This is a genomic window from Paenibacillus yonginensis (assembly GCF_001685395.1).
Taxonomy (GTDB): Bacteria; Bacillota; Bacilli; order Paenibacillales; family Paenibacillaceae; genus Fontibacillus; species Fontibacillus yonginensis.
Map to the genome: position 1 here is coordinate 3263571 of NZ_CP014167.1, position 22590 is coordinate 3286160.

19 protein-coding genes are annotated in these 22590 nt (G+C 49.1%); 6 read left to right on the top strand and 13 right to left on the bottom strand.

What is annotated here, in order from left to right; translation table 11 throughout:
* The first annotated feature begins 246 nt into the window (after positions 1-246).
* The 5 genes from AWM70_RS14735 (at position 247) to AWM70_RS14755 (ending at position 7817) form a co-directional block, all read left to right on the top strand.
* Positions 247-1488: an ABC transporter substrate-binding protein gene (locus tag AWM70_RS14735; protein WP_169823452.1), complete on the top strand. Its 1242-nt coding sequence runs from the start codon at positions 247-249 to the stop codon at positions 1486-1488.
* 357 nt (positions 1489-1845) lie between these two features.
* A complete protein-coding gene (locus tag AWM70_RS14740; protein WP_068697663.1) occupies positions 1846-2718 on the top strand; it encodes a carbohydrate ABC transporter permease in 873 nt (290 codons plus the stop codon).
* 27 nt (positions 2719-2745) lie between these two features.
* A complete protein-coding gene (locus AWM70_RS14745) occupies positions 2746-3564 on the top strand; it encodes a carbohydrate ABC transporter permease (protein ID WP_068697665.1) in 819 nt (272 codons plus the stop codon).
* A gap of 23 nt (positions 3565-3587) precedes the next feature.
* Positions 3588-6050: a glycoside hydrolase family 38 N-terminal domain-containing protein gene (locus tag AWM70_RS14750; RefSeq protein ID WP_068697667.1), complete on the top strand. Its 2463-nt coding sequence runs from the start codon at positions 3588-3590 to the stop codon at positions 6048-6050.
* A 21-nt stretch (positions 6051-6071) separates the two neighbouring features.
* Positions 6072-7817 carry a class I mannose-6-phosphate isomerase gene (locus tag AWM70_RS14755; RefSeq protein WP_099093100.1) on the top strand — a complete coding sequence of 582 codons (1746 nt, stop codon included), beginning with the start codon at positions 6072-6074 and terminating at the stop codon, positions 7815-7817.
* Between the two features lie 122 nt (positions 7818-7939).
* Here AWM70_RS14755 and AWM70_RS14760 read toward each other — a convergent pair whose 3' ends face one another.
* The 13 genes from AWM70_RS14760 to AWM70_RS14815 form a co-directional block, all read right to left on the bottom strand.
* Positions 7940-8425 (bottom strand): DinB family protein, encoded by a 486-nt coding sequence (locus tag AWM70_RS14760; protein ID WP_068697673.1) that lies wholly within the window; start codon positions 8423-8425, stop codon positions 7940-7942.
* A 220-nt stretch (positions 8426-8645) separates the two neighbouring features.
* The gene (locus tag AWM70_RS14765; RefSeq protein WP_068697675.1) at positions 8646-8861 is read right to left on the bottom strand and encodes a hypothetical protein; all 216 of its coding nucleotides are present in this window, start codon (positions 8859-8861) and stop codon (positions 8646-8648) included.
* 166 nt (positions 8862-9027) lie between these two features.
* On the bottom strand, positions 9028-9543 hold the full coding sequence (locus AWM70_RS14770) for a hypothetical protein (RefSeq protein ID WP_169823453.1): 516 nt from the start codon (positions 9541-9543) through the stop codon (positions 9028-9030).
* Positions 9544-9603: 60 nt separating this feature from the next.
* Positions 9604-10041, bottom strand: coding sequence for a hypothetical protein (locus AWM70_RS14775; RefSeq protein WP_068697682.1), 438 nt, complete (start codon positions 10039-10041; stop codon positions 9604-9606).
* Between the two features lie 22 nt (positions 10042-10063).
* Positions 10064-10456, bottom strand: coding sequence for a DUF2500 domain-containing protein (locus AWM70_RS14780; protein WP_083180331.1), 393 nt, complete (start codon positions 10454-10456; stop codon positions 10064-10066).
* A 100-nt stretch (positions 10457-10556) separates the two neighbouring features.
* Complete coding sequence (locus tag AWM70_RS23935) at positions 10557-10757, bottom strand: reverse transcriptase domain-containing protein (RefSeq protein ID WP_335582162.1); 201 nt, start codon at positions 10755-10757, stop codon at positions 10557-10559.
* A 795-nt stretch (positions 10758-11552) separates the two neighbouring features.
* Positions 11553-11789 carry a hypothetical protein gene (locus AWM70_RS14785; protein WP_068697684.1) on the bottom strand — a complete coding sequence of 79 codons (237 nt, stop codon included), beginning with the start codon at positions 11787-11789 and terminating at the stop codon, positions 11553-11555.
* A 250-nt stretch (positions 11790-12039) separates the two neighbouring features.
* Positions 12040-12819 carry a hypothetical protein gene (locus AWM70_RS14790; protein WP_068697686.1) on the bottom strand — a complete coding sequence of 260 codons (780 nt, stop codon included), beginning with the start codon at positions 12817-12819 and terminating at the stop codon, positions 12040-12042.
* 103 nt (positions 12820-12922) lie between these two features.
* On the bottom strand, positions 12923-13354 hold the full coding sequence (locus tag AWM70_RS23645; RefSeq protein WP_206093358.1) for a reverse transcriptase domain-containing protein: 432 nt from the start codon (positions 13352-13354) through the stop codon (positions 12923-12925).
* A gap of 850 nt (positions 13355-14204) precedes the next feature.
* Entirely contained in the window at positions 14205-16718 is a 2514-nt protein-coding gene (locus tag AWM70_RS14800) for a glycoside hydrolase family 31 protein (protein ID WP_068697688.1), read from the bottom strand.
* A gap of 105 nt (positions 16719-16823) precedes the next feature.
* A complete protein-coding gene (locus AWM70_RS14805; RefSeq protein ID WP_068697690.1) occupies positions 16824-18437 on the bottom strand; it encodes an extracellular solute-binding protein in 1614 nt (537 codons plus the stop codon).
* A 35-nt stretch (positions 18438-18472) separates the two neighbouring features.
* On the bottom strand, positions 18473-19324 hold the full coding sequence (locus tag AWM70_RS14810; RefSeq protein WP_068700714.1) for a carbohydrate ABC transporter permease: 852 nt from the start codon (positions 19322-19324) through the stop codon (positions 18473-18475).
* Positions 19325-19448: 124 nt separating this feature from the next.
* Positions 19449-20375: an ABC transporter permease gene (locus AWM70_RS14815; protein WP_068697694.1), complete on the bottom strand. Its 927-nt coding sequence runs from the start codon at positions 20373-20375 to the stop codon at positions 19449-19451.
* A 353-nt stretch (positions 20376-20728) separates the two neighbouring features.
* On the opposite strand from AWM70_RS14815, the gene AWM70_RS14820 reads away from it, so the two are divergent.
* Complete coding sequence (locus tag AWM70_RS14820; RefSeq protein WP_068697696.1) at positions 20729-22588, top strand: sensor histidine kinase; 1860 nt, start codon at positions 20729-20731, stop codon at positions 22586-22588.
* Positions 22589-22590: the final 2 nt, after the last annotated feature.

The following is a 22590-nucleotide window of genomic DNA, read 5'->3' on the forward strand; positions in this document are numbered from 1 at the left end:
GCTTCCGAAGCCAGTTTTGTTCGAAGCCAATTCAGGAGCTTGGGCTCACAAAACTAAGCCCATGCTTCCGAAGCCAGTTTTGTTCGAAGTCAATTCAGGGAGCTTGGGCTCACAAAACTAAGCCCATGCTTCCGAAGCCAGTTTTGTTCGAAGTCAATTCAGGGAGCTTGGGCTCACAAAACTTTAAGGAGGATGATTCAATGTCTGGCAAAAAAAACGCTGTCCCTAATTCTTGTCGTTTTCCTTATGACGGGTATCCTTGCTGCATGCGGTGGAGGTAATACCGCCGGAAACGCCGAAAATTCGGCTAAAACCGGGAATACGCCTGCCCAGACCAGCGGAAAAGTAGAATTTTGGCTGGATAAACTGGGTGATGCTGAAAAGGCTGCTCGCTTGTCCGACGCCTGGAAGAAGGATTCGGGGATCGATGTCGTGTTCACCAATTATCCTGATGTAGCGGCCTATCAGACTTCTATACAGCAAACGATTGACGATCCCGGTGCTCCGGGCCTGTTTACCTGGTGGAGCGGCCCCCAATTGGAGACTCTGGCCAAAAACGGCAAGCTGGCTGATCTGACTGCGGAGTGGGATAACTACATAGCCGACGGAGTTTCCGCTGATGTCAAGGAAGCCTTCACGGTGGACGGAAAGGTCTACGCCGCTCCTTACAGTCTCCGTTACACGTCCTTGCTTTATAATGTGAAAGTCTTTGAGGCTGCCGGCGTGGCTGTTCCCACCACATTCGACGAATTTCTGGATGCTTGTGAGAAGATCAAGGCCAGCGGCGTCACCCCCATCGGCTTGAAAAATGATTCTTGGGCCAGCTTCATTTGGTTCCAGCAGTTGATTGCGGCCTATGATCCTCAGCTTTATTCAGATCTCTGTGATGGCACCAAACCCTATACAGACGATGCTGTGAAGAAAGTGATGGCGATCTGGAGAGAGATGTTTGATAAAGGTTATTTTGGAGAACCCATTGTCTACAGCGACCTCCATAAAGAGTTTGCTACAGGCGTCGTCGCCATGATGCTGGAGGACAGCCCTACCGTAACCGATTTACAGAGCGATTACGGCATGGAGCCCGGAACCGATATTGACGCCTTTGTCCTTCCCAGCATGAATGGCGGGAAGGGTACCATCTTCTTTGAAGCCTCACCTATTGTGGTCACTGAGGCTAGCGCTTCTAAGGAGCAGGCTCTTGCCGCTCTGCGCAGCTTCTACAAACCTGCCACCCAAACTGTGATGGTCAACGATCACGGCATTGCCAACATAAGTACGATATCCGTGGACAACCAGACCATTCGGCATATTTTGGACATGACCGGAGATTCTGCCCATTACCAGCTCATGCTCCGCTTTTATGAGAATACTCCCGAGGATTTACGCAATACCGCCCTTGATGAACTTTCTCGCTTTATGTACAGCGGCGCGGATATTGACGATGTGCTGAATGCCATTCAGGCCAAGGCGGACAAAGTCTTCGGCTAAATTCCGAATGACCGGCGGACAAGAGAGCAGTCTATCTGCTGCCCTCTTGTCTTACCGGCTCACAAAATACAAACGGCTTTACAGCCTAAGCGTAGGCTTCCGAAGCGAGTTTTGTCCGAAGCTTATTCAAGAAGTAACGCTCACAAAACTAAGCGCATGCTTCCGAAGTGAGTTTTGCTCGAAGCCCATTCTGGAAGTAACGCTCACAAAACTAAGCGCATGCTTCCGAAGTGAGTTTTGCTCGAAGCCCATTCTGGAAGTAACGCTCACAAAACTAAGCGCATGCTTCCGAAGTGAGTTTTGCTCGAAGCCCATTCTGGAAGTAACGCTCACAAAACTTTAGGGAGGGGGGTTCCTTTGAAAAAGATCAATTTCGCCTGGACTAATTATCTCTACCTGCTGCCCGCGGTTCTGCTGGTTGCCGTCTTCTTTATCACATCTATTGTGTACACCATTCGTCTCAGCTTTTATGAATACGACGGATTTTCAACCATGCGGTTTGTGGGATTGGAAAACTACCTTTATCTGTTCCGGGATGCAAATTTTAAAATATCATTAATGAACACCGTTATCTGGGTTGTGTTTTCCCTTTTATTCACGCTGGCGCTTCCGCTGCTGTTGGCCATTTTGATTACGAACAGCTCCTGGGTCGGCGGGTTTAAAAATATTTTCTACTATCCTACTGCCCTGTCTAGCACCATAGGAGGCATTATCATGGTGGCCATTCTCTCCAAATACGGCATTCCTCAGTTGTTCGGTTTGCTCGGCTTTGAGAGTTTGGTTCGGGATTGGCTGGCCATCCCTTATGTAAATACATTTATCATGATTTTGATGGGAACGTGGCAAGGCGTAGGCTTGAACACCATTCTATTCATCACCGGGCTGGCCACCATTCCCGATTCCCCTATTGAGGCTGCCAAGATTGAAGGTGCGCGGACGATTCAGCTTTATAACAAGGTGATTCTGCCGCTTCTCAAGCCTACCACGGTCGTTGTGCTGCTGATGTCTCTTGTGAATAGTTTTAAGGTGTTCGACTCGATCTGGGTCATGACCAAAGGCGGCCCCTACCGAACCTCCGAAACCTTGGCGCTAACGATGTACCAGGAGTCCTTTATACACGGCAAGTTCGGTGTGGGTGCGGCAGTAGCTGTGGTACTTACCGTTATCATCCTGATCGTCTCCTATTTCAATATCCGCAACACCTTCGGCGACACCGACCAGACTGCCTGAACGAAGCTCGAAAGGAGAGCCCTCAATATGAAACAAGCAAGCCATGGAAGAATAGTCGTAAACGCAGTTTTGATTATTCTATCTACTTTATGGATATTCCCGGCCGTTTTCGCCGTTTTCGGGACATTGAAGAAAAAGCAGGAATATAACCTGAGCAACTTCTGGGATCTGCCACATGGAATAAGCCTCGCCGAAAATCTAAAGGGAATCGCCGGCACCTTCGGCATAGTCAAGGGAATGCTCAACAGCCTCCTGTATGCTACTGTATCGGCCGGGGCAGCAGTGATCATTGCCACCTTGGCAGCCTATGCCATCTCCCATCTCAAGATCAAACGGCCCATGGTCTGGTTCCTATTTATCTATAGCGGGACCATATTCCCTTTCCAGATCTTCTTGATTCCGGTTTACAAAGGATTAACGGCTACGAACCTCTACGATACCCAATTGGGGATGATCTTGTTCTATACCGCAATCTGTGTGCCCTTCTGCATGTTTGTACTACGAAATTATTATCTTGGCATATCAAAGGAAATCTGCGAATCGGCAAAAATCGACGGCTGCAACAGTTTTCAAATTTTGGGGCACATTTTTGTTCCCATGTCTACTGCCCCGCTGGCTGTTGTGTTCCTTACCCAATTCAACTGGGTGTGGAACGAACTCATGTTTGGACTGACCTTCACGAAATCCCGGGAAATCCGTCCGGTAATGGCTGCGATTACCCTTATGGACAAAGCAAATGTGCCGGTTATTCTTCTGGCCTGCGTAGCAGCATCTATCCCTACCCTACTGCTGTTTTTCCTGCTCAACAAACACTTTGAAGCCGGGTATGCATACCAGAGCAAGTAACTATAAGGAACGGAGTTGATTGTATGAAGCTGTCGAAAAAATGGAAGGTGTTCCTCATTCACCACTCTCACACCGATATTGGCTACACCGAGCGCCAGGATAAAATTATCCATTATCATTACGATTTTATAAAGCAGGCCGTGGATATTCTGAGGGAGGTTGACCGAACCGGCAACGAGGATCGCAAAGGCTTTGTTTGGCAGTGTGAAAATCACTGGCAGGTCAAAAACTTTTATGATCATGCGCCTTCGGAATATATTACGGACTTTGAAAAATATGTACGAGAAGGACGGATCGGACTTTCAGGGAATTATTTGAATTTAACTGAGCTAGTCAGTCGAGATATCCTATACGATTGTACGATTCAAGCCAAGACCTATGGTGAGCAGATCGGTTATCCAGTCCGCAGCGGCATGAGCGCCGATATCAACGGGTTTGCCTGGGGATATGCCGATGTGCTGCGGGAGTGCGGCGTGGAGCGCCTGTTTTCCTGCCTCCATCCCCATCATGGAATGTTCCCCTTAAATAAAAAACAAACTCCTTTTTACTGGCAGGGTCCGTCCGGAAAGAAGGTGCTGGTATGGAACGGCGAGCATTACCACTTTGGCAACGAGCTTTGCTTTTCACCCCATGCGGCTTCCACCTATATGATTCACAATGAAGTGGGCAAGAAGCTTAGAGGGAATCAGATCATGACCACCAGCCCCGAGGATACGGAGCAAGTCGAGCAGGCTATCCTGGAGGAACGGCTGGAGCGCTACCTGCGGAATCTCGAGGAGGAGGGCTACCCTGGCGATTTTGTTCCCTTCATGATTTCAGGGGCGATTACCGACAATGCTCCGCCAAACGTAAAGATCGCCGATCGGGTTGCTTGGCTGAACCGGAAGTACGCCGACACACTGGAAGTTCACATGGCCACACTGGACCAGTTCTTTGATCATCTGGAAGCGGCATGGGAGAACATCCCGGTTTACCAGGGGGATTGGAACGATTGGTGGGCAGACGGAGTCGGCTCCACACCGGCGGTTGTCAAGGTGTTTCGGGACGGCCAGCGGAAGTACAACCTCTGCAAAAAGCTGGATCCAAACTCCACTCTTGGTGATGCCGGATTGATGCAGAAAGCGGCGGAAAATCTCATCCTCTATAGCGAGCACACCTGGGGCTACTCCTCCTCCGTATCGGAACCTTGGGAAACCTTGGTGGGGGAGCTGGAGCATAAGAAATCAGCATACGCCATTAATGGCAATACTGAGACAGCGGACAATCTGGACCGAATTTTAGCGAAAAAAGGTGAGGTGGCTATCCGGCAGGACCGGCCGCAGCACTTTCGGATCCTGAATCCACACGACATTCCGCTAAAGACTACCACTAAAATCTATATTGAGTTTTGGGAGTATGTGGATGGGTTGAACTATAGCCTAGAAGTTCCAATTGAAGTTTATGATTTGGCGACCGATGAAGTCATCAAGCACCAGGCAAAGAGAATCGCCCGGGCCTACGAGATTGAAATCCCGATCGACCTGGGGCCCAAAGAGGAACGCTGTGTCGGGATACGTACGACCGGCCGGTATTCTAATCAAACCTCCCAAAGCCATGCGCATATTGGCGCGGAGGGAATTTCAGATGTACTGCAGCCCGGTTCGCTGCGGGAAGATGTTGCCTGCGTGGAGACCAAGCACTACCGGGTAGAGTTCGATCAAAATCGGGGGATTACCTCAGTCATAGACCGTACGAGCGGGAAGAATCTAGTCCGGCAGGATGCCGCTTACGCCCCTTTTACCGGAATCTATGAGGTTACCGATATTCGTACCACCCCTACAGAGGAACGCCGGCAAATGGGACGCAACCGCAAGTCCCCGGCAACCAGACGATATGAGTCTCGCCTGACTAATATTCAGATTGTCGAGAGCGGGCCATTGTTTGTCTCTCTGCAGCTCGACTACAGCCTGGAGGGCACGCGGTTCTACATGGTGTTCCTCAAGCTGTACCGGGAAATCAATAAAATCGAAGCCATGGTGCGCGTCCACAAAGATAGTGTGTGGGAGCCGGAAAACCTTTATGTATCGCTGCCGTTCACCGCGGGCGACGATGAGGTGAAATATGTGGACAAAACCGGGTGCATCATTCGCCCGGGAATTGATCAGCTGCCAGGAAGCAATATGGAATTCTATTTGATTCAAAACGGACTCGTGATGCAGGCTGGTAAACGGCAGGTCGTGGTAGCCGTCAAAGACACGCCTTTGATGACGTTTGGCCCCCTTGAAGCCAAACCTATCCAGCTTTGTGACGGCAACAATTGGGAACTGAACCGTGGGGAAACCTTTGCTTGGGCAATGAACAACTACTGGGAAACTAACTTCAAGGTGGACTTGGGCGGCTTCTATGAATTTGCTTTTACGCTTTCCACCCAGGAGCAGCAGACAACTGAAGCCGCTATGCGCATTTGCGAGGCTTATAACGAGGGCCTGCTCGCCTTCTATATTTAACAAATGAGGAGTACTATAGATATGAAATACGGGAAATATCACAACTATGACTTGGAGCCGGCATTGGACATCCAAGGCTGGGACAACCACGCCTTTTCAGGGTGGGAAGCCATCCGGAAAGAGTTGGGGCGTCATATGGATAAATGCCGCGTATTTGTTTTTGACCTTTATCCGGGTACAGACAAGGAGGAAGCAGCTAAGGAGCTGGCGCTTTTATCTCCGGCGCTGATGTTAGACTGTGAAACCTGCCTGTTGCCGCCGCAGCAGCTGGAACAGCTGCTTGCACTCAGCCTGCCGCAAGACCCCGTTTTCGGTGTCATGTTCTATGGCAGGTTGGAAAACTGCTTTGACCCCGACTCTCTGGATGCGTTGCGGACAGAAATCGAACGATCCGATGGCCCCATATTTCTCTATGGGACTGGTGCATCTCTTGTGACCAAAGGGGATATGCTGGTATACCTCGATTTGCCCCGTTGGGAAATCCAGCTGCGCTATCGCCGGGGAATGACGAACTGGCTGGCCGACAATCCCGATGCGCCAATCTTGGAAAAATACAAACGTGGTTTCTTTGTAGAATGGCGTATTGCGGACCGTCATAAAAGCGAGCTGCTGGGGAGCTTGGATTATCTGATCGAAACCACCTCACCGGGCCATCCAAACATGGTTTCCGGGAACGCCTTCCGGTCCGCTCTCAAAACGGCCGCTTCGCGGCCATTCCGTCTGAAGCCTTATTTCGATCCGGGTGTATGGGGCGGGCAGTGGATGAAGGAGAATTTCGGGCTGCCCGAGGGACCGCCGAACTATGCCTGGAGTTTTGATGGTGTTCCGGAAGAGAACAGCCTCCAGTTTCGTTTCGGACAGGTTACCTTGGAGATTCCGGCCATTGACCTGGTGTTGTTCTGCCCCCGCCATTTGCTGGGTGAGCGGGTCCATGCCAGGTTCGGAGCAGAATTCCCGATCCGGTTTGATTTGCTGGACACGATAGAGGGCGGGAATTTGTCCCTCCAGGTCCATCCGCTGACCGAATACATTGGGCAGACCTTCGGGATGCACTATACCCAAGATGAGAGCTACTATATCTTGGACGCCGCTGAAGACGGAGATGCCTGTGTTTATCTAGGACTAAAAGAGAATGTGGACAGCAAACGCATGGCGAGCGACCTGTACCGCGCGAAAAGCGGCAAGGCGCTCTTCCCGGCAGAGGAGTATGTGAACAAAATCCCGGTCAAAAAACATGATCACGTGCTTATTCCTGCTGGCACTATCCACTGCTCGGGCAAGAATACCATGGTGCTGGAAATTAGCGCCACCCCTTATATTTTTACTTTTAAACTTTGGGATTGGGGCCGCATGGGCCTGGATGGTCTCCCCCGCCCCACCCATCTGGAGCACGGGTTAAAGAATATACAATGGGATTGGGATACTCCTTGGGTAAAAGAGAATCTCATTCATCAAGAAGAGGTGCTGGAGGAATCAGGGCACCATAAAGTGGAGAGAACAGGCCTGCACACCCGGCAATTCATCGATACTTTCCGCTACACCTTTTCTGAGTCGATTGAGATTGCCTGCAAGGACAGCGTACAAATGCTGAACCTTGTGGATGGCGGGCAGATTACGATTTCCAGCAAAACCGGCGCATTTCCGCCTTTTGACGTACACTATGCCGAAACTGCCGTTGTCCCGGCAGCGGTGGATGCTTACTCGATCCAGCCCTCGGGAATTTCAGAAGGGGAGACGGTCATGATCATCGTTGCATCGGTCCGCTAAGTTCGTCCCGCCAGAAAATCACGGGTTTATCAAGATCTTTATGTAAACTCAATTGAGTCCCCCTCTAGGGGGACTTGGTGTTTCTAACGTAAGTAGTTGCCGACTCGATCCGGAGCTGCCCGTTAAGGCAGATCCGGTTTCATGAGACCTTTACCAATAACGTTTGCAGATACAGGCTTCTTGCCTATTTCTCTTGACCAAACCGATAATTGTCCCATGTGGTGGATTTGATGGGCGATGATATGGCGCATGACTTCACCCCAAGTGTCTATAGCCAGCGTTCCATCAGACTGAAGGTCATAAAGTGGACGGTTCTCCATACTGTCGTCCCAAGATTCAACAAACTTCTGTACCTCTGTGCGGAATTGGGAATCTAAACCTCTTACTTTTTCTAGTGTTTTATATTCCTCAAAATCTTCCTGGAAGTCTTCCTTCCCTTGCAGTAATCGAATCCAGCTCCACTCAACATCCGCGATATGGAACAAAGTCTGCAGAATATTCCCAACACCGCCTGTTCGCTGCCGAATCAGTTCATCATACGATACCTCTTCACACCATGCGTACCATTGTTCCCTTACCATCCAGTTATAACGGAAAAATATCTCCATGTTGTTCCCCCTGCGAATGATCATTTGCCTTAGCTTTAGTCGATACAAATTGGTTTAACAGTTTGGTCTAAACCCTTATATAAATCTTAAATGCATAAAATATTAATAACAATAGCTCACAAAACACTTTCCAAAAATCACGGAGCAATAAGTATTTCTTGAGTGTTTTCACTCTTATTCATGGATTCATCATCTTTCCTATGTAGTTCGTTTTAAAATTTCAAACCTTCTTATCCACGTTATTGCCTTTATTCTGATCAGCAATGGTTTTCCTCAAAAGTTCCAGCTGCTTTATTAATTCATGATGCTGACTTTGGAGGTTTCGAATTTCACTTTCAGTAGTGGCTAACACCGAATGATTAATAGCTGTTTTTATAACTACATACAAAATGAAGCAGCTGATAAAAGTGAAAATGATCCAAAGTAAAATAGCCATAAAAATACCGCCCATCTTCAGATTGATTAAATAAATAGTTAATGACCTGAATTTCGATTAACTTTAATATATTCACGAAAAATGAGCCCGCTTAGATTGTTCTGTCCTCGGCCGGGTCGTGTGAGTCTGGTCTTCTCCATTTATCAATATCCTGTCACTTATAAATTCATAAAATGATTTGCTTCCTCAATTCAGTAATATATTCATATACATCCTCTATCTCTTTAATCCCTTTAATTCTTTCTTGTAGCAACCTAACTATAAAATTAAGCTCGTTTTCTCTGGGATAGATCTGGTCCACGTAATAAGCATTATAATCCTTTATAAAGTCTGACTTACTTTTATAAAACCTAAAGCGCTCCAGAACATAAAGCTCTTTAATGCTAATGAATAGGGATAACAAATCCTTAAGGTTCCTTGCAGCTAAATTGACTTCATATCCAAAGCGCATAGGCTGTATAAAAAGTATAGGCGCTTCTTCCAAGTCTACAATCGAACCTCTTGACGTATAAAAAGCAAAGTGATCCCCATCTACACCGGTTCTTCCAAATAGGATAGAGTCATCCGGAGTACAAGAATATCTATGTTCATCATCAAAATTTATATACAAACCTATATAATCATCTATTGTCCGGCCGTAGGTTGTGCTCAATTCTCTATCCAGCAGCACAAGCTTTTCCAAGGTTTCAGGCATTGGGATCCGCATCTGTGAATTCCCTTCATCAGGTAATTTACTTGCTAGTCACTCCCGTATTTCAACTCCTAATTCCTGCTCAGTAATGATTTTGAACCTCTTCAAATCCAGGTTGAGGGCTAAAATCCCCTCTTTGTCCAAACCTTGGGTATCTACGTTAAATGAACCTTTAATTAGCTCTTCCGAACCGCCAGTGATGGTTTTATTCACTTCGTTTATAAGGGGAGTTCTGTCTAGTCTACTAATAAGATCTTCCTGTAGAATAGGTTCAACTGATTTAAGGGTTATACTTCGCCCCGTTTTGTTCCAAATGTTAAAGCTATAAGAAACCACTGTAAGATCTAATTCTCCACCGTAACTTGTAGTCAGTCCACTCATTACAAGACCATCTTCTACTCGATCTTTGCTTAAATTACTGTTGCATCCGTATAAACTGAAAGATGATACTATAATAATTACTAGAAGATTGAATTTTAGCTTCCTCATTGGCTCCCTCCCCTTAAAAGGTCTACAAAGAATTCTGCTGCGATCGTATAAATTCTTTAAATCTAGTTCCTTGATACCGGAGTTCCCCTTGATCGCCTATTGAAATCAATCCAAAATCTTTGTCTCTCAAATATATTCGAGTATGGTCTTCAAATTCAAAGGTGATGTAATAATTTGTACTGGTACTTGAATCTCCAGAACCTCCCCATACTTCTGTTCTCTTATCGATAACGTTACATTTCTTCTGTACTATTGCCGAAGCATTATTTGAAATCCAGGTAGATAGACCTTTTATGATGATGAAGACAAACCCGCCAATTACTATAAAGAAAAGTAATCCTATAAAGATCCGGGCAAATAAGGGGATCTCTTGAAAGAAATCGAAAAAGCTATTAGGTTCACCAAAATGATTCAACGTGTCTCCCCCTTCCTTTTAATATCACCTGCCATCAACAGCAGTTATATTTTACCTTTATTTACATCTGCGTACAATCATTCTTATTGTGTCTTTTCTTCTATGTAAAAAGTTTCTCATGGTTTAACGTATCGAAGTATTTCGAGAGGTCAATCTCTACCGCATAGCTATATCCTTGTTCCGCATAGCTCTTCACTCTTAGGATGGCTTGCTGGGCACTTCGCCCTGGTCGATAGCCATAGCTTCCTTCCGAGAACAACGGCTCGAAGATACCTAATTGCTGAGCTATCGCTTGCTGGATGACTCGGCTACCACAGTGGGGATCCCCAGTTTGCGTACGCCACTTCCATCTGGTTTGGGGATTTCTTTGCGTCTTACCGGACTCGGTTTATACGTTCCTTCCCGGATGCGACCTAGCAGCTCTTCTCTATTTTCTTGCAACCACCCTAGCGCGGCCTCTACGGTCATCCTATCGATTCCGGTACTATGGCTTCTGCTGACTTCTCACAGCAAGCTTTACGCCGTCTTTCGGATTTTTTTCCTACTCCACGTCCGTGAGATCTCCCCAGGTAAGAGCGATAACTTTCCCCTCATCTATCTGCCACATTTACATGATGTGACTCGGGCAGTATTGGATTTCGCTTTGATATGCAAGCTCGTCCGTCCCACCATGCCTTGTATGTGATTTCTGTTCGTCAGACCGAGGTTTTGCCTCCGGCTTCCTTCAGATTCCGTCTCACGACGGACACCCTTGCCTTCAGCTAACAGTTCCTACTGCCAAGCCTGTAGCGGACTTCCACCGCCGAGTTATCGCCCATGCCGGGCGCACATGCAAAAAAGCCGATCTCTGCACGAAGAATCCATGCAAAAATCGGCTTTTAAAAACACATTATTCAATTTCCATTCGCACATACGCATGCGGTTCAAGTAAAGCTTTTATCAGAGCGTCTCCGTACTCTTCGTCCCTTGTCTCCAGCAATTGGGAGTTTAGAGGTAGAAATAATTACAAGGACTTTATAGCATTTAAATAAAAATGATGCAAACATACACTCGATAAAAAGCACTAATTTGTCAACTAATAAAAAAAGCAGCACTACTATTCTTTTTTTATTTCTGCCCAAATTAAATAAATGACTCCTAAGATCAAAGCTATTATTTCTGGAAGAACAGAATAGGTTTTGGTAACACTTAAAGCGTAGTCAAACATCCCCTCACCAATAACCCCATCTTTCCTTCCCATGATTGCTGCCACAAGCAGATGCACGCTATTTCTAAAAATAAATAGCACCGCCGCAATGCCCAATAGTGATATTCCTGCACCACGTTTTTTCATTAAGCTCTCCTAGTTAGTTCTCCCTAAAAAAAGGGATTTTTTCTTTCGAAAGAAATGAAAACTCCTATAAGAGGAATCATTACTGTAACACAACAATACGAACAAAGAGTCACGTCGAACTCCATACTAAATGTTAGATTCGACGTGGCCACTCAAAATCCCTTCTTTGAGATGATGTATCTCACAAAACAACCAACTATATATTTGGGACAGCCTTTAATACCCCGAAAAGCCTTTCTAACCTCAATGATCAGGCAGGCGGAGTGCTACCTTCCTTTACTGTGTAGATGCCATCTGGTAATCCAGCATTCCCTGGTCTTGCAGCATAAAGATCAAGAAAATATGTTTTGTTTACCAGGTTTACATTAGAAAATCCATCAAAGTTCCAAACTTCTTCATGCATAGTTCCCCATGAGTTATCCATATATGGCGTGAATTCCATCCAAGAATATCTTTTGGGAGGAATTCTTTGTGAAATCGAGTCAGAATTTGTAATAGTCTTGCTCCATGAAGCTCCAAGAGAAGTGCTAGCACTAAAGGCATCTTCACCATAAGAAGTTGAAAAAGAGACATTGGCAGAATATCCTTGAGAAGCCGAGAAAGTAATTGTTCTTGTAACCTCATTAGAGGTTTCATTATAAACAGCAACAGAAATCCTTCTAGTTAAATTATAATTGTAAACACCGAATGCACGGCCTGATTCTGAATAATAACTGTAATCTTGTAGTGCAAATGGAGTTATTGTATTATTATTTTCATTTTTTGAAACCTGTGGATTGAAAATCTCAGATTTCAGACTATTTTTCTGTGACTCTATGGATTGTAGTTTTTGCTCATTTTGGCGAAGAAGAAGATTATACTCCTCTTTACTCAGCTCTTTTTGTTGACCATTTTCAACCAAAAATATTCTTGTTACTTCTGTATCATCAGATACTGCATCTTTCCCTTCAGCAAGAACCGACATGGAACTGGCAGAAAATACTGTTACCAGCAAAACGAGCATTACTGGTAATTTTAGTACAGCTTTCATCTCTCAACTTCCTTTCTTCTCCATATTTTTAAAATACATTTCATAAATAGGATAATATTGACTTTAATATATTTCAATATCTTTTTTGTTAAAATTTAGATTTTCAGTAAAAAACATAAAACTCAGCCAATATCTTTGTTAACTCTTTCAGTTTCTTCTTTGCTTTGGCTAGGGCATCCCGATGTGTGCGGATATACATGCCGCTTCCGCTCTTCCCTAGGGCAAAACCCAGAAATTTGAAATGCTTCTGCGCAACCACGCTCACCACTTTGCTCTTCTTCGCGTTCATCTGGAGTCTTAACTTGTTCTCTAGATACTTTCGGCTCGTCTCAAGTAACCGGGTGCCTGCCCGTTTACTTTTCGCTAGCACCACGATGTCATCTGCATATCGGATCACGTTCACTCCTCGGCTTTTCATCTCTTGGTTAAATTCGTTCAAGTAGATGTTCGCCAGAAGCGGGGATAGAGGCCCTCCTTGCGGAGAGCCTTCTTCCGTTTCCCGGCATATTCCGTTTTCCAGGACTCCGCTTTTCAAGTACTTCTTAATGAGGTCGGTTACTCGCTTATCCCGAATCTGTTGTCACAGAAGCTTCATCAGTAACTCATGGTTTAACGTATCGAAGTATTTCGAGAGGTCAATCTCTACCGCATAGCTATATCCTTGTTCCGCATAGCTCTTCACTCTTAGGATGGCTTGCTGGGCACTTCGCCCTGGTCGATAGCCATAGGCTTCCTTCCGAGAACAACGGCTCGAAGATCGGCCCTAATTGCTGAGCTATCGCTTGCTGGATGACTCGGTCTACCACAGTGGGGATCCCCAGTTTGCGTACGCCACTTCTGGTTTGGGGATTTCTTGCGTCTTACCGGACTCGGTTTATACGTTCCTTCCCGGATGCGACCTAGCAGCTCTTCTCTATTTTCTTGCAACCACCCTAGCGCGGCCTCTACGGTCATCCTATCGATTCCGGTACTATGGCTTCTGCTGACTTCTCACAGCAAGCTTTACGCCGTCTTTCGGATTTTTTTCCTACTCCACGTCCGTGAGATCTCCCCAGGTAAGAGCGATAACTTTCCCCTCATCTATCTGCCACATTTACATGATGTGACTCGGGCAGTATTGGACTTCGCTTTGATATGCAAGCTCGTCCGTCCCACCATGCCTTGTATGTGATTTCTGTTCGTCAGACCGAGGTTTTGCCTCCGGCTTCCTTCAGATTCCGTCTCACGACGGACACCCTTGCCTTCAGCTAACAGTTCCTACTGCCAAGCCTGTAGCGGACTTCCACCGCCGAGTTATCGCCCATGCCGGGCGCACATAAAAAAAAGCGCCCTTCCGATTCACTCAGAAGGACGCCTTTCACTTCTGGCACTAACCAGCCTTCACTTCAATATCTCGCGCACAAAATCTCACACAACGCCCCATACAGCGCCGGTTCCAGCTCCATCGCAGCCAAAGAAGGCAACACCCTGGAAGAAGCTGACGTCTCCTTCACAAGCTGATAAATCTGCTCCTTCAGCTGGAAGCGTATCTGGGCTCGGTCCAGCAAGGTGAACACTTCATCCACCACCCGGTTCTCCGCCAAACGGGCATCTGACAAACGAACCGTCAAAGATACATTCACGGGCACCTCCGGCACCATGACCGTAAGCGTATGAGTTTGCTCGTCATAACTGGAATCGTGAACCCTGGTATATGCCTTAGCTCCATTACTCTCGTTAGCACTTTCAGATTCCTTTCCCCCATTAACCAGCACTTCAACTCCAGTCTCCGCTACCCCGCAGAACACCAGCTTCCAGCTTCGCTGCTTCGGAACAACACTCAGGTTCCCTTCGGCAGGCAGAATCGTCAAGGAGCTGCCTTGTACGTCTTCCGCAGCTTTCCACGTCCATACCATTTCCGTCCGGCACCAGTTCTCATCCCGATCCTCCGCCGTGTCTCCGGCATCCTCCCATAGCTCAAACCGCCCGTCAGCTCCCGCAAAAATGCGGACCTCCAGCTGCGCCGGATTTTCGGTTGAATGCGTGAACTCGGGGAAATCGGCCATAGGCACGATAGCGCCCGCCTTCGCCAATACCGGGATATGCTCCAAATCCCGGTACAGCAAAAGCTTCCTGCCGCCGTCATAGACCCGGCCCTTAAAGAAGTCAATCCAGCGCCCTTCCGGCAGCCAGGCTTTAACTTCGGCCACGCCGATCTCCCGGTGCATCGGCCGGGTAACCGGGCAGGCGATCAGCTCGGTGCCGAAGTAATATTGGTTAGGCACTTCGTAAGCCTCGTGCTGTTCGGCATGCCGATAATACATCGGCTGCACCAGCGGAAGACCGTCGCGGCTGGCGTAACGGTTCATCGTGTAGAGATAAGGCAGCAGACGGTGGCGCAGGCGCAGCTGCTGCTTCATCACTTGTTCCGCGATAGGATTGAAACGCCAAGGCTCCTTGCTGTTAAAAGGACTGGACGAGCTGTGCAGGCGCAGAATCGGCGAGAACACGCCGAACTGTACCCAGCGAGCCGCCAGCTCGTCGTCGAGATAACCGAGCATATGCCCGCCGATATCGTGGCTCCACCAGCCGTAACCGGCGTTGGAGGCAGTAGCCGTGAAATACGGCTGGAAGTCCAGCGATTCCCATGTCACGATTGTATCCCCGGAGAAACCGACCGGATACCGGTGACTGCCGAGGCCTGCGTAACGGGAGAAGGTTAATTTCCGGCTGCCGCGCCGCCCGCTGTCCAGATAATGATAATGGTTCAGCATCCACAGCGGATCCAGGCCCGGCACCTTGGTAACGCCGCCCTGCTGCCAGTCGATCCACCAGAAGTCGACTCCTTCCTCCTCCAGCGGATGGTGCAGGTATTTGAAATACGCCTGCAGGAATTTAGGGTCGGTGATATCGAATTCGACAGCTTCGCCCTGTTCAATATCCACGCCAAGGTCGGCGGCGATCGCCAGATAAGGCTCCTCAAATGCTCTTACCCCGTCGGCCGGGTGCACGTTCAGCGTCACCCGTTGTCCGTTCTGATGCAGCCATTCCAGCAGACCCTTCGGATCAGGGAACAGCTCCCGGTTCCACGTATACCCCGTCCATCCGCTGCCGTACTGCGGGTCAATTTCGACGAGATGCCAGTCCATGTCCAGCACCGCCACGGAGAAAGGAATCTGCTCCTGCCTGAACCGCTCGAATAAAGCTTTGTATTCTTCCTCCGTATAGCGGTAATACCGGCTCCACCAGTTGCCAAGCGCGTAGCGCGGGAGCAGCGGCGTGCGGCCGCTCAAATGATAGAAATCTCTTAAGCAGGCTACATATTCATGCCCATAACCAAACAGATAGAGGTCCAGCCCCGCTGCTCCGGCTGTTTCCCGCGGTTCTACCCTCCCGTCCTCCTTCAGGATAAGAGAGCGGCTGTCGTCGATCACCGTGTAACCCGAACGCGACAGCAATCCCGGCTCCAGCGCAATAGTCCCGTCAGCATTATCCAGCGTACGTGCGGTACCGCCCAGATTAGCCCCCGTTCCGTCCCAATTAAGCTCCGCATCCCCGTAACGCCAGACGCTCATCAGATGCCCATTCCCGCTGCGCACTTGAACGCTCAGCCCGTGGCGCGTGAAGGGTCTTTTGTCGTATTCCACCCTCAAATATTTCGTTATGATCTGCAGCCGGTGCTCCTGATCAATAACCTGAAATTCCGGCACCGGATATAGACGGTTCACCACCGTCTGCGTCGCCCGGTCTTCGAACCGGCCATTCTCGTTGTATTCCATGCGGATCAGCTGCGGGGTCAGCACCGTAAACCGGTAATGCTCACCGGCCACAACCGCCCCCTGATCGGCAGAGGGCTGGGCCTCCAGCCTTAAATGCTCAGGCAGGCCTACTTCTTGTTTGTTGGGTATGGTTTGATACATCTCTCTAACTCCTCTCTATGAAAAAACATACTTTCTCTACTAGAATTAGCTTAATATCTAAGACAAAGCCGCCCCGCAGAAAGCGCGGGACGGCCTTGATAAACGTTACTTCACGCTCATATACCGGTCATAAGCGTCGGTGCGGATCTTCATCAGCTGTTCCAGCCCCATGTCGTTCAGCTTCTTCACGTAAGCATCCCAGCCTTCATCAATGCCGCCTTTGGTTACCCAAACCGCACGCATCGTCGATACATAAGTATCAATATCCGTAGTCAGCGTCGGCAGCTCCTTGAACTCGTCGGCTGTGTACATAACGTTCGGATATGGGGTTGTTACGTAGTCGCTGCCGAGCTTGTCGAGCTGGAGCTTGAGGCCGTCGCCCGTTTTTTCGCTCAGCTTGATGTTCTGCTCGAAGGACGGGCTTACGTATTTAGGCCCGAAATCGCGCAGAGATTGATCCCAATACCAAGCGTCCGCGCTTGTGCCGGCCGGCGGGTCCATCAGGGAATACGTGCCGTCGTCATTTTTCTTGATGACCGTGCCAATGGCGCCCCAGAAATTCTGGATGCTGGCTTCGTTCGTGTAGAACTGGTCAGCCCAGCGTGCAGCGACTTCCGGATATTTGCAGGACGTGGTAATCAGCAGTTCGTTGCGGTTAAAGCTCATACCGTTCGGATCGCCCGGGTTGTAACGTTTGCCGTCAGGTCCGGCGATCGGCGGAATCGTTACGTATTGGTCGCTCCATTTGCCAAATACGGCGTCAGGCGTCCATTGGTTCGTGAAGCCGACGATCGGCGCGTCCGCATTCTGCTGCTTCGCCGAGGTCATGCTGGCGTCCTGGGTGAACAGTTCTTTGTCCAGCAGGCCTTCCGCATACAGCTTGTTGGCGTATTTCAGCGCTTCTTTATATTCGTCGGTAATCGGATAATAAACCGGCTTGCCGTCCTTCACCATCATGTTGTTGGCGTTGATGTCGGTAATGCCGAACGGATTCAGGAAGTCCATGCCCAGGCCGGTTTCGGTGTAAGGAATTTCGTCCGCTTTGCCGTTGCCGTTTGGATCCTGGGTTTTAAACGCTTTCAGGACGCTGTACAGGTCATCGGTATTGTCCGGCACCTGCAGTCCCAGCTTGTCGAGCCAGGTTTTGTTGATGACCGGCTGGTTTTTCGTTTTTGGACGGGATGGCAGCCGGGTTGGCAGCGAATAGATTTTGCCGTCCGGGAACGTGCTGATTTTCTTCAGCTCCGGCGTTTCCGCCATAGCCGCTTTCAGGTTCGGCATGTACTGGTCGATATAATCGTCCAGCGGACGGAAATAGCTCAGGTTGTTCACGATATCGGAATCAGAGAACGTCTGGTCGCCAAGGATGATGTCCGGCAGCGTTCCGCTCGCCAGCATGATCGATTTCTGCTCGGCCCAGTCGTTTGAGGAAACGACCTGCCATTCGATTTTGACATTGGTGTTCTTCTCAAGATCCTTCAGCCACTGATTTTGTGTAAATGTATCGCCCATATTGCCCCAGCGCATCGTCAGCACTTTCAAGGTAACCGGCTCATTAACGATCGGCAGCCCTTCTTTATTGAAGTTATCGGTTGCGCTGGCCGCCGTGTTGTTCGCGTTGTTCGAGCCGCCGCAGCCGGCGAGCCCTACGATCAGCGATGTTGCCAGCACCACTGCGCCGAGCATTTTGCCGGACTTTTTGTTTAACCATTTGCCCATATGAAATCCCCCATTCTAGTTTATAGAACCTGCCTTTATTCCTTCACAGCGCCGATCATCACCCCCTGGTTGAAATACTTCTGGATGAACGGATAGACACACAGAATCGGCACTGTAGCTACGATAATAACGGAATATTTCATCATGCTGGCCAGACGCAGCGCGATTTGTGCCGCTTCGCCCGTGCCCATGCCCGACTGCATCTGATTGGTGATCAGAATGTTGCGCAGGATGAGCTGCAGCGGGTACAAATCGGGATTTTTCAAATAAATCAAAGCGTTAAAATATGAGTTCCAATAGCCGACCGCAATCCATAAGCCAAGCACCGCAATAATCGCTTTCGAGAGCGGCAGGACGACCTGGAAGAAATACCGCAGGTTGCCGCAGCCGTCGATCTGCGCCGCTTCCCACAAATCCCCCGGAATGCTGGTCTGGAAAAAGGTCCTGGCTACGATAATATCGTATACGATAACCGAAAAAGGAAGCACCATCACCAGGAACGTATCGTACAGGTGGAAATCGCGGACGGTCAGGAATGTCGGAATCAAACCGCCGCTGAAGAACATCGTAAAGATAAAAAACAAAGACAAAAACTTCCGGCCCACCAGATCTTTGCGCGATAAGGCGTAGGCCGCCGCGATGTTGACCGCCAGTCCAATCGCCGTGCCGACGATCGTATACAGAATGGTGTTGCGGTAGCCGACCCAAATGTTTTTATGCTTCAAGAGTTCGGTATACCCGTCCAGCGTAAACCCTTTCGGATAAAACCACACCTTCCCGTTCGCCACGGAGGATGGATCACTGAACGATGCGATAATGATGAAATACAGCGGGTAGATCAGGATGATCAGGAACAATACTGCAAAGATGTACAGCAGCACTTCCATAACCGTATCCGAGGAACGGTTGTTTTTGATTTTCGGGTTTTTGGTTTTCTTGTGATTCAGCTGTTCGGAACCCGCCTTCTTGTTAAGTTCTGCCTCCAGCATCGCCATCCTTCATTCCTCCTTTCTACCACAGGCTGTTTTCGCTGAACTTTTTGGAAATCTGGTTGACCAGGATCAGCAAAATAAAGTTAATAACCGTATTAAACAGGTTGATCGCCGAGGAGAAGCTGTATTGGCTGCTCAGCAGGCCGATCTTATACACGTACGTCGATAGAATCTCGCTGGACGTGATGTTGAGGTCATTTTGCATCAGGTAGACCTTCTCAAACCCTACACCCAGCAGTCCGCCGACCCGCAGAATGAGCAGCGTGATTGCCGTAGGCATCAGCATCGGGATATCAATGTAACGAACCTTGTGCCACCGGCTTGCCCCGTCCACCGTAGCGGCTTCATACAAGCTGGGGTCCACCGCGGACAAAGCTGCGATATAAATGATGCTGTCCCAGCCGACATGCTGCCACACGTCCGACCAGACGTACAGGCTGCTGAACCAGCCGGCAGAGCCCATCAGATCAGGCGCTTCTGCGCCGAACAAGCGGTATACGCTTCCAAGAAGGCCGCTGCTTGGCGACAGCAGAATCAGCATCAGGCCGACCATAACCACCGTGGAAATGAAATGCGGCATATACGACACCGTCTGAAAAAACCGCTTAAACCGGTTGCCCCGCATCTGGTTGACCATCAGCGCCAGCAGAATCGGAATCGGGAACGTAACTAAGCTGTACACGCTGATAATCAGCGTATTTTTAATGGTGGTCGAGAACTGGTACGAATGAAAAAACTTATCAAAATATTTGAACCCTGCCCACGGGCTGCCCCCGATGCCGAGCGCCGGACTATAATCCTTGAAAGCAATCAGCACGCCGTACATCGGCTTGTAAGCGAACAGCAGCGACAGCACCACAGCGGGAAGCAGCAGCACATACAAGCCCCAATTTCTTCGGATCTGTCCCCATTTTTGTCCTGAGACTGCAGGTTGACCGGCTCTCATGACATCCCCTCCTTTTTCTCTATTTAAATGTGCCCGGGAAAAATAACCGGCGTTCCGGTCCTGGATGAGTCATCCGTTCGGGAACACCTTCAGTATATAGGCGGAATATCCCGCTTTACCGGACCTTGTGAAGCCGTTATCCGGACTTCTGAAGTCTGGTTCGTACCGGCCGCGCCGGAAGAGGAGTGCTGCGGACCGTTTTCCCTGACGTTATCCAGACTTTCCGTTGCACTATCCGGACTTTGCGCCTTCCAGGCCGGAAAAGTTTATAGTCGAATCCGGCAAACCTTTTTATAATGAAATTAAAGCGCATTCACAATGCGCCCCACGAAAGGATGCGGATAACTGAACCTATGGCTGCCGAAAAAGCGAACAAACAATATCCGATCCGTCATTACGTCAAGATGATGTTCCTGATCTCGTTTATCGTGCTGGTGCTCGATTTCGTCATCAGCCTTGCTACCATATCCATCGTCAAGCAGCAGTCCACCCGCTATCTGCAGGACACGGCAGATCTGTACATCAACCGGATCAACCACGATTTCGCCTACATCAGCCACTATATGGGATGGACGCTGGCCAACGACGAAAGCGTGGCGACCATGACCGGCTATCCGCTGAACAGCTGGGAGTTTTTTAAGGCAGGAGAACGCCTCCATAAACGGTTTACGGAGCTGCAGAAGAATTATGGCCAGGAGTATAACTTTTTCTTGTATTTGAAGAATCAGGATTATTTCCTGAACTACGCGCCGATCAGTATTCCTTACGGCGATTACCAGGATCTGAAGGAGCAGATTACGTCCGATTTGCTGAGCTCCAATGTGCAGGACAACGAGATTTATGAACGGTTTTATTCCAAATGGACGCCGGTGATGGTACGGGGAAAATATTACATGATCAGCATCGCTCCTTATCAGGACAGCTACATGATCGCGCTCATCTCGGCCGATAACCTGATCTCGCCGCTGCGGCAGATCAACCTTGGCGAAGACGGCCTGGCTTCGTTTGTCGCCGAAGACGGAACCAGCCTGACCAGCCCCATTCTGAATAATGGAACCCGGCTGACCCCTGAAGAAGCCCAGGCCAGCCAATCGCCGCCTTCCTTCCTTAATCTGATCCAGACCCGGACGACGGTGGACGGCGAATTTACGAATGCCACCTTCCACGTGAAGCTGGTCATTCAATTTGGCACCTTCGAGAAGATCGTCATCGCCCAGCTGCTGATCCTGCTGCTGGCCTTGATCATTGCCGGCAATCTGGCTTTTATCCTGATGTACTTCAGACGCAAGGTGCTGACCCCGATCAAACGCTTCTCCTATAATCTGTCCTTCTGGACGGAGGATGGGGAGACGATCGACATGGAGAGCAGCAAAATTATTGAGCTGGAGAAAGCCAACACCCAGTTCCAGCATCTGGTGGGCCAGATCAAGAAGTTCAAGATTGACCTGTATGAACGGGAGCTTGAGAAGCAGCGCATCCAGCTGGATTACATGAAGCTGCAGATCAACCCGCATTTCTTCCTGAACTGCCTGACCAGCATCTACAGCATGGCGCAGATGCAGATGTATGAAGAGATTGAAAATATGGCGATGTCGACGTCCAAATATTTTCGGTATATTTTTCAGAACGGGGAAAATTTCGTGCGTCTTGAGGATGAGATCGACCATGTCAGGACGTATCTCGACATTCAAAGGCACCGTTATCAGAACGCCCTCTCTTTCCGGATTGAAAGGGACACTGTTGAGGACACTGGCGAGAGCGAGAATGAGGGCAAGGACGCGGACCAAGGGAAGCGTGGAAATGATACTGGCGCCCAGACGGACGCCGGCCTGATTCCGCCGCTGGTGCTGCAGACCTTTATCGAAAATGCGGTCAAATACGGCGTATCCCGGACCCGCGAGGCCCAAATTATATTGAAGCTCCAGCGCAAGGCATCTGATCCGCCGGTTAAGGAACAGGAGAACCCGGCTTCTGCGCCGCCGCGGAACCTCATTCAGATTGCCGACAACGGCCCCGGCTTCCCGCCGGACGTTCTGGAAGCGCTGCGGCAAGGACGCCCGCTGGATCAGTCCAAAGGCACGCATATCGGCATTATGAACACGCTGCAAAGACTGGAGTCCCTTTACCGGCAGCAGGCTTCCGTCACCTTCTCGAATCTGGCAACCGGCGGGGCCTGCGTGACGATTGATCTTCCGGTTTACCCGCCTGAATAAAA

Bases quoted from the DNA above. Each gene is read 5' to 3' on its own strand.
- AWM70_RS14735 (WP_169823452.1), top strand. From the start codon at position 247: ATGACGGGTATCCTTGCTGCATGCGGTGGAGGTAATACCGCCGGAAAC.
- AWM70_RS14745 (WP_068697665.1), top strand. From the start codon at position 2,746: ATGAAACAAGCAAGCCATGGAAGAATAGTCGTAAACGCAGTTTTGATT.
- AWM70_RS14750 (WP_068697667.1), top strand. From the start codon at position 3,588: ATGAAGCTGTCGAAAAAATGGAAGGTGTTCCTCATTCACCACTCTCAC.
- AWM70_RS14755 (WP_099093100.1), top strand. From the start codon at position 6,072: ATGAAATACGGGAAATATCACAACTATGACTTGGAGCCGGCATTGGAC.
- AWM70_RS14760 (WP_068697673.1), bottom strand. From the start codon at position 8,425: ATGGAGATATTTTTCCGTTATAACTGGATGGTAAGGGAACAATGGTAC.
- AWM70_RS14765 (WP_068697675.1), bottom strand. From the start codon at position 8,861: ATGGCTATTTTACTTTGGATCATTTTCACTTTTATCAGCTGCTTCATT.
- AWM70_RS14775 (WP_068697682.1), bottom strand. From the start codon at position 10,041: ATGAGGAAGCTAAAATTCAATCTTCTAGTAATTATTATAGTATCATCT.
- AWM70_RS14785 (WP_068697684.1), bottom strand. From the start codon at position 11,789: ATGAAAAAACGTGGTGCAGGAATATCACTATTGGGCATTGCGGCGGTG.
- AWM70_RS14790 (WP_068697686.1), bottom strand. From the start codon at position 12,819: ATGAAAGCTGTACTAAAATTACCAGTAATGCTCGTTTTGCTGGTAACA.
- AWM70_RS14800 (WP_068697688.1), bottom strand. From the start codon at position 16,718: ATGTATCAAACCATACCCAACAAACAAGAAGTAGGCCTGCCTGAGCAT.
- AWM70_RS14805 (WP_068697690.1), bottom strand. From the start codon at position 18,437: ATGGGCAAATGGTTAAACAAAAAGTCCGGCAAAATGCTCGGCGCAGTG.
- AWM70_RS14810 (WP_068700714.1), bottom strand. From the start codon at position 19,324: ATGGAAGTGCTGCTGTACATCTTTGCAGTATTGTTCCTGATCATCCTG.
- AWM70_RS14815 (WP_068697694.1), bottom strand. From the start codon at position 20,375: ATGAGAGCCGGTCAACCTGCAGTCTCAGGACAAAAATGGGGACAGATC.
- AWM70_RS14820 (WP_068697696.1), top strand. From the start codon at position 20,729: ATGGCTGCCGAAAAAGCGAACAAACAATATCCGATCCGTCATTACGTC.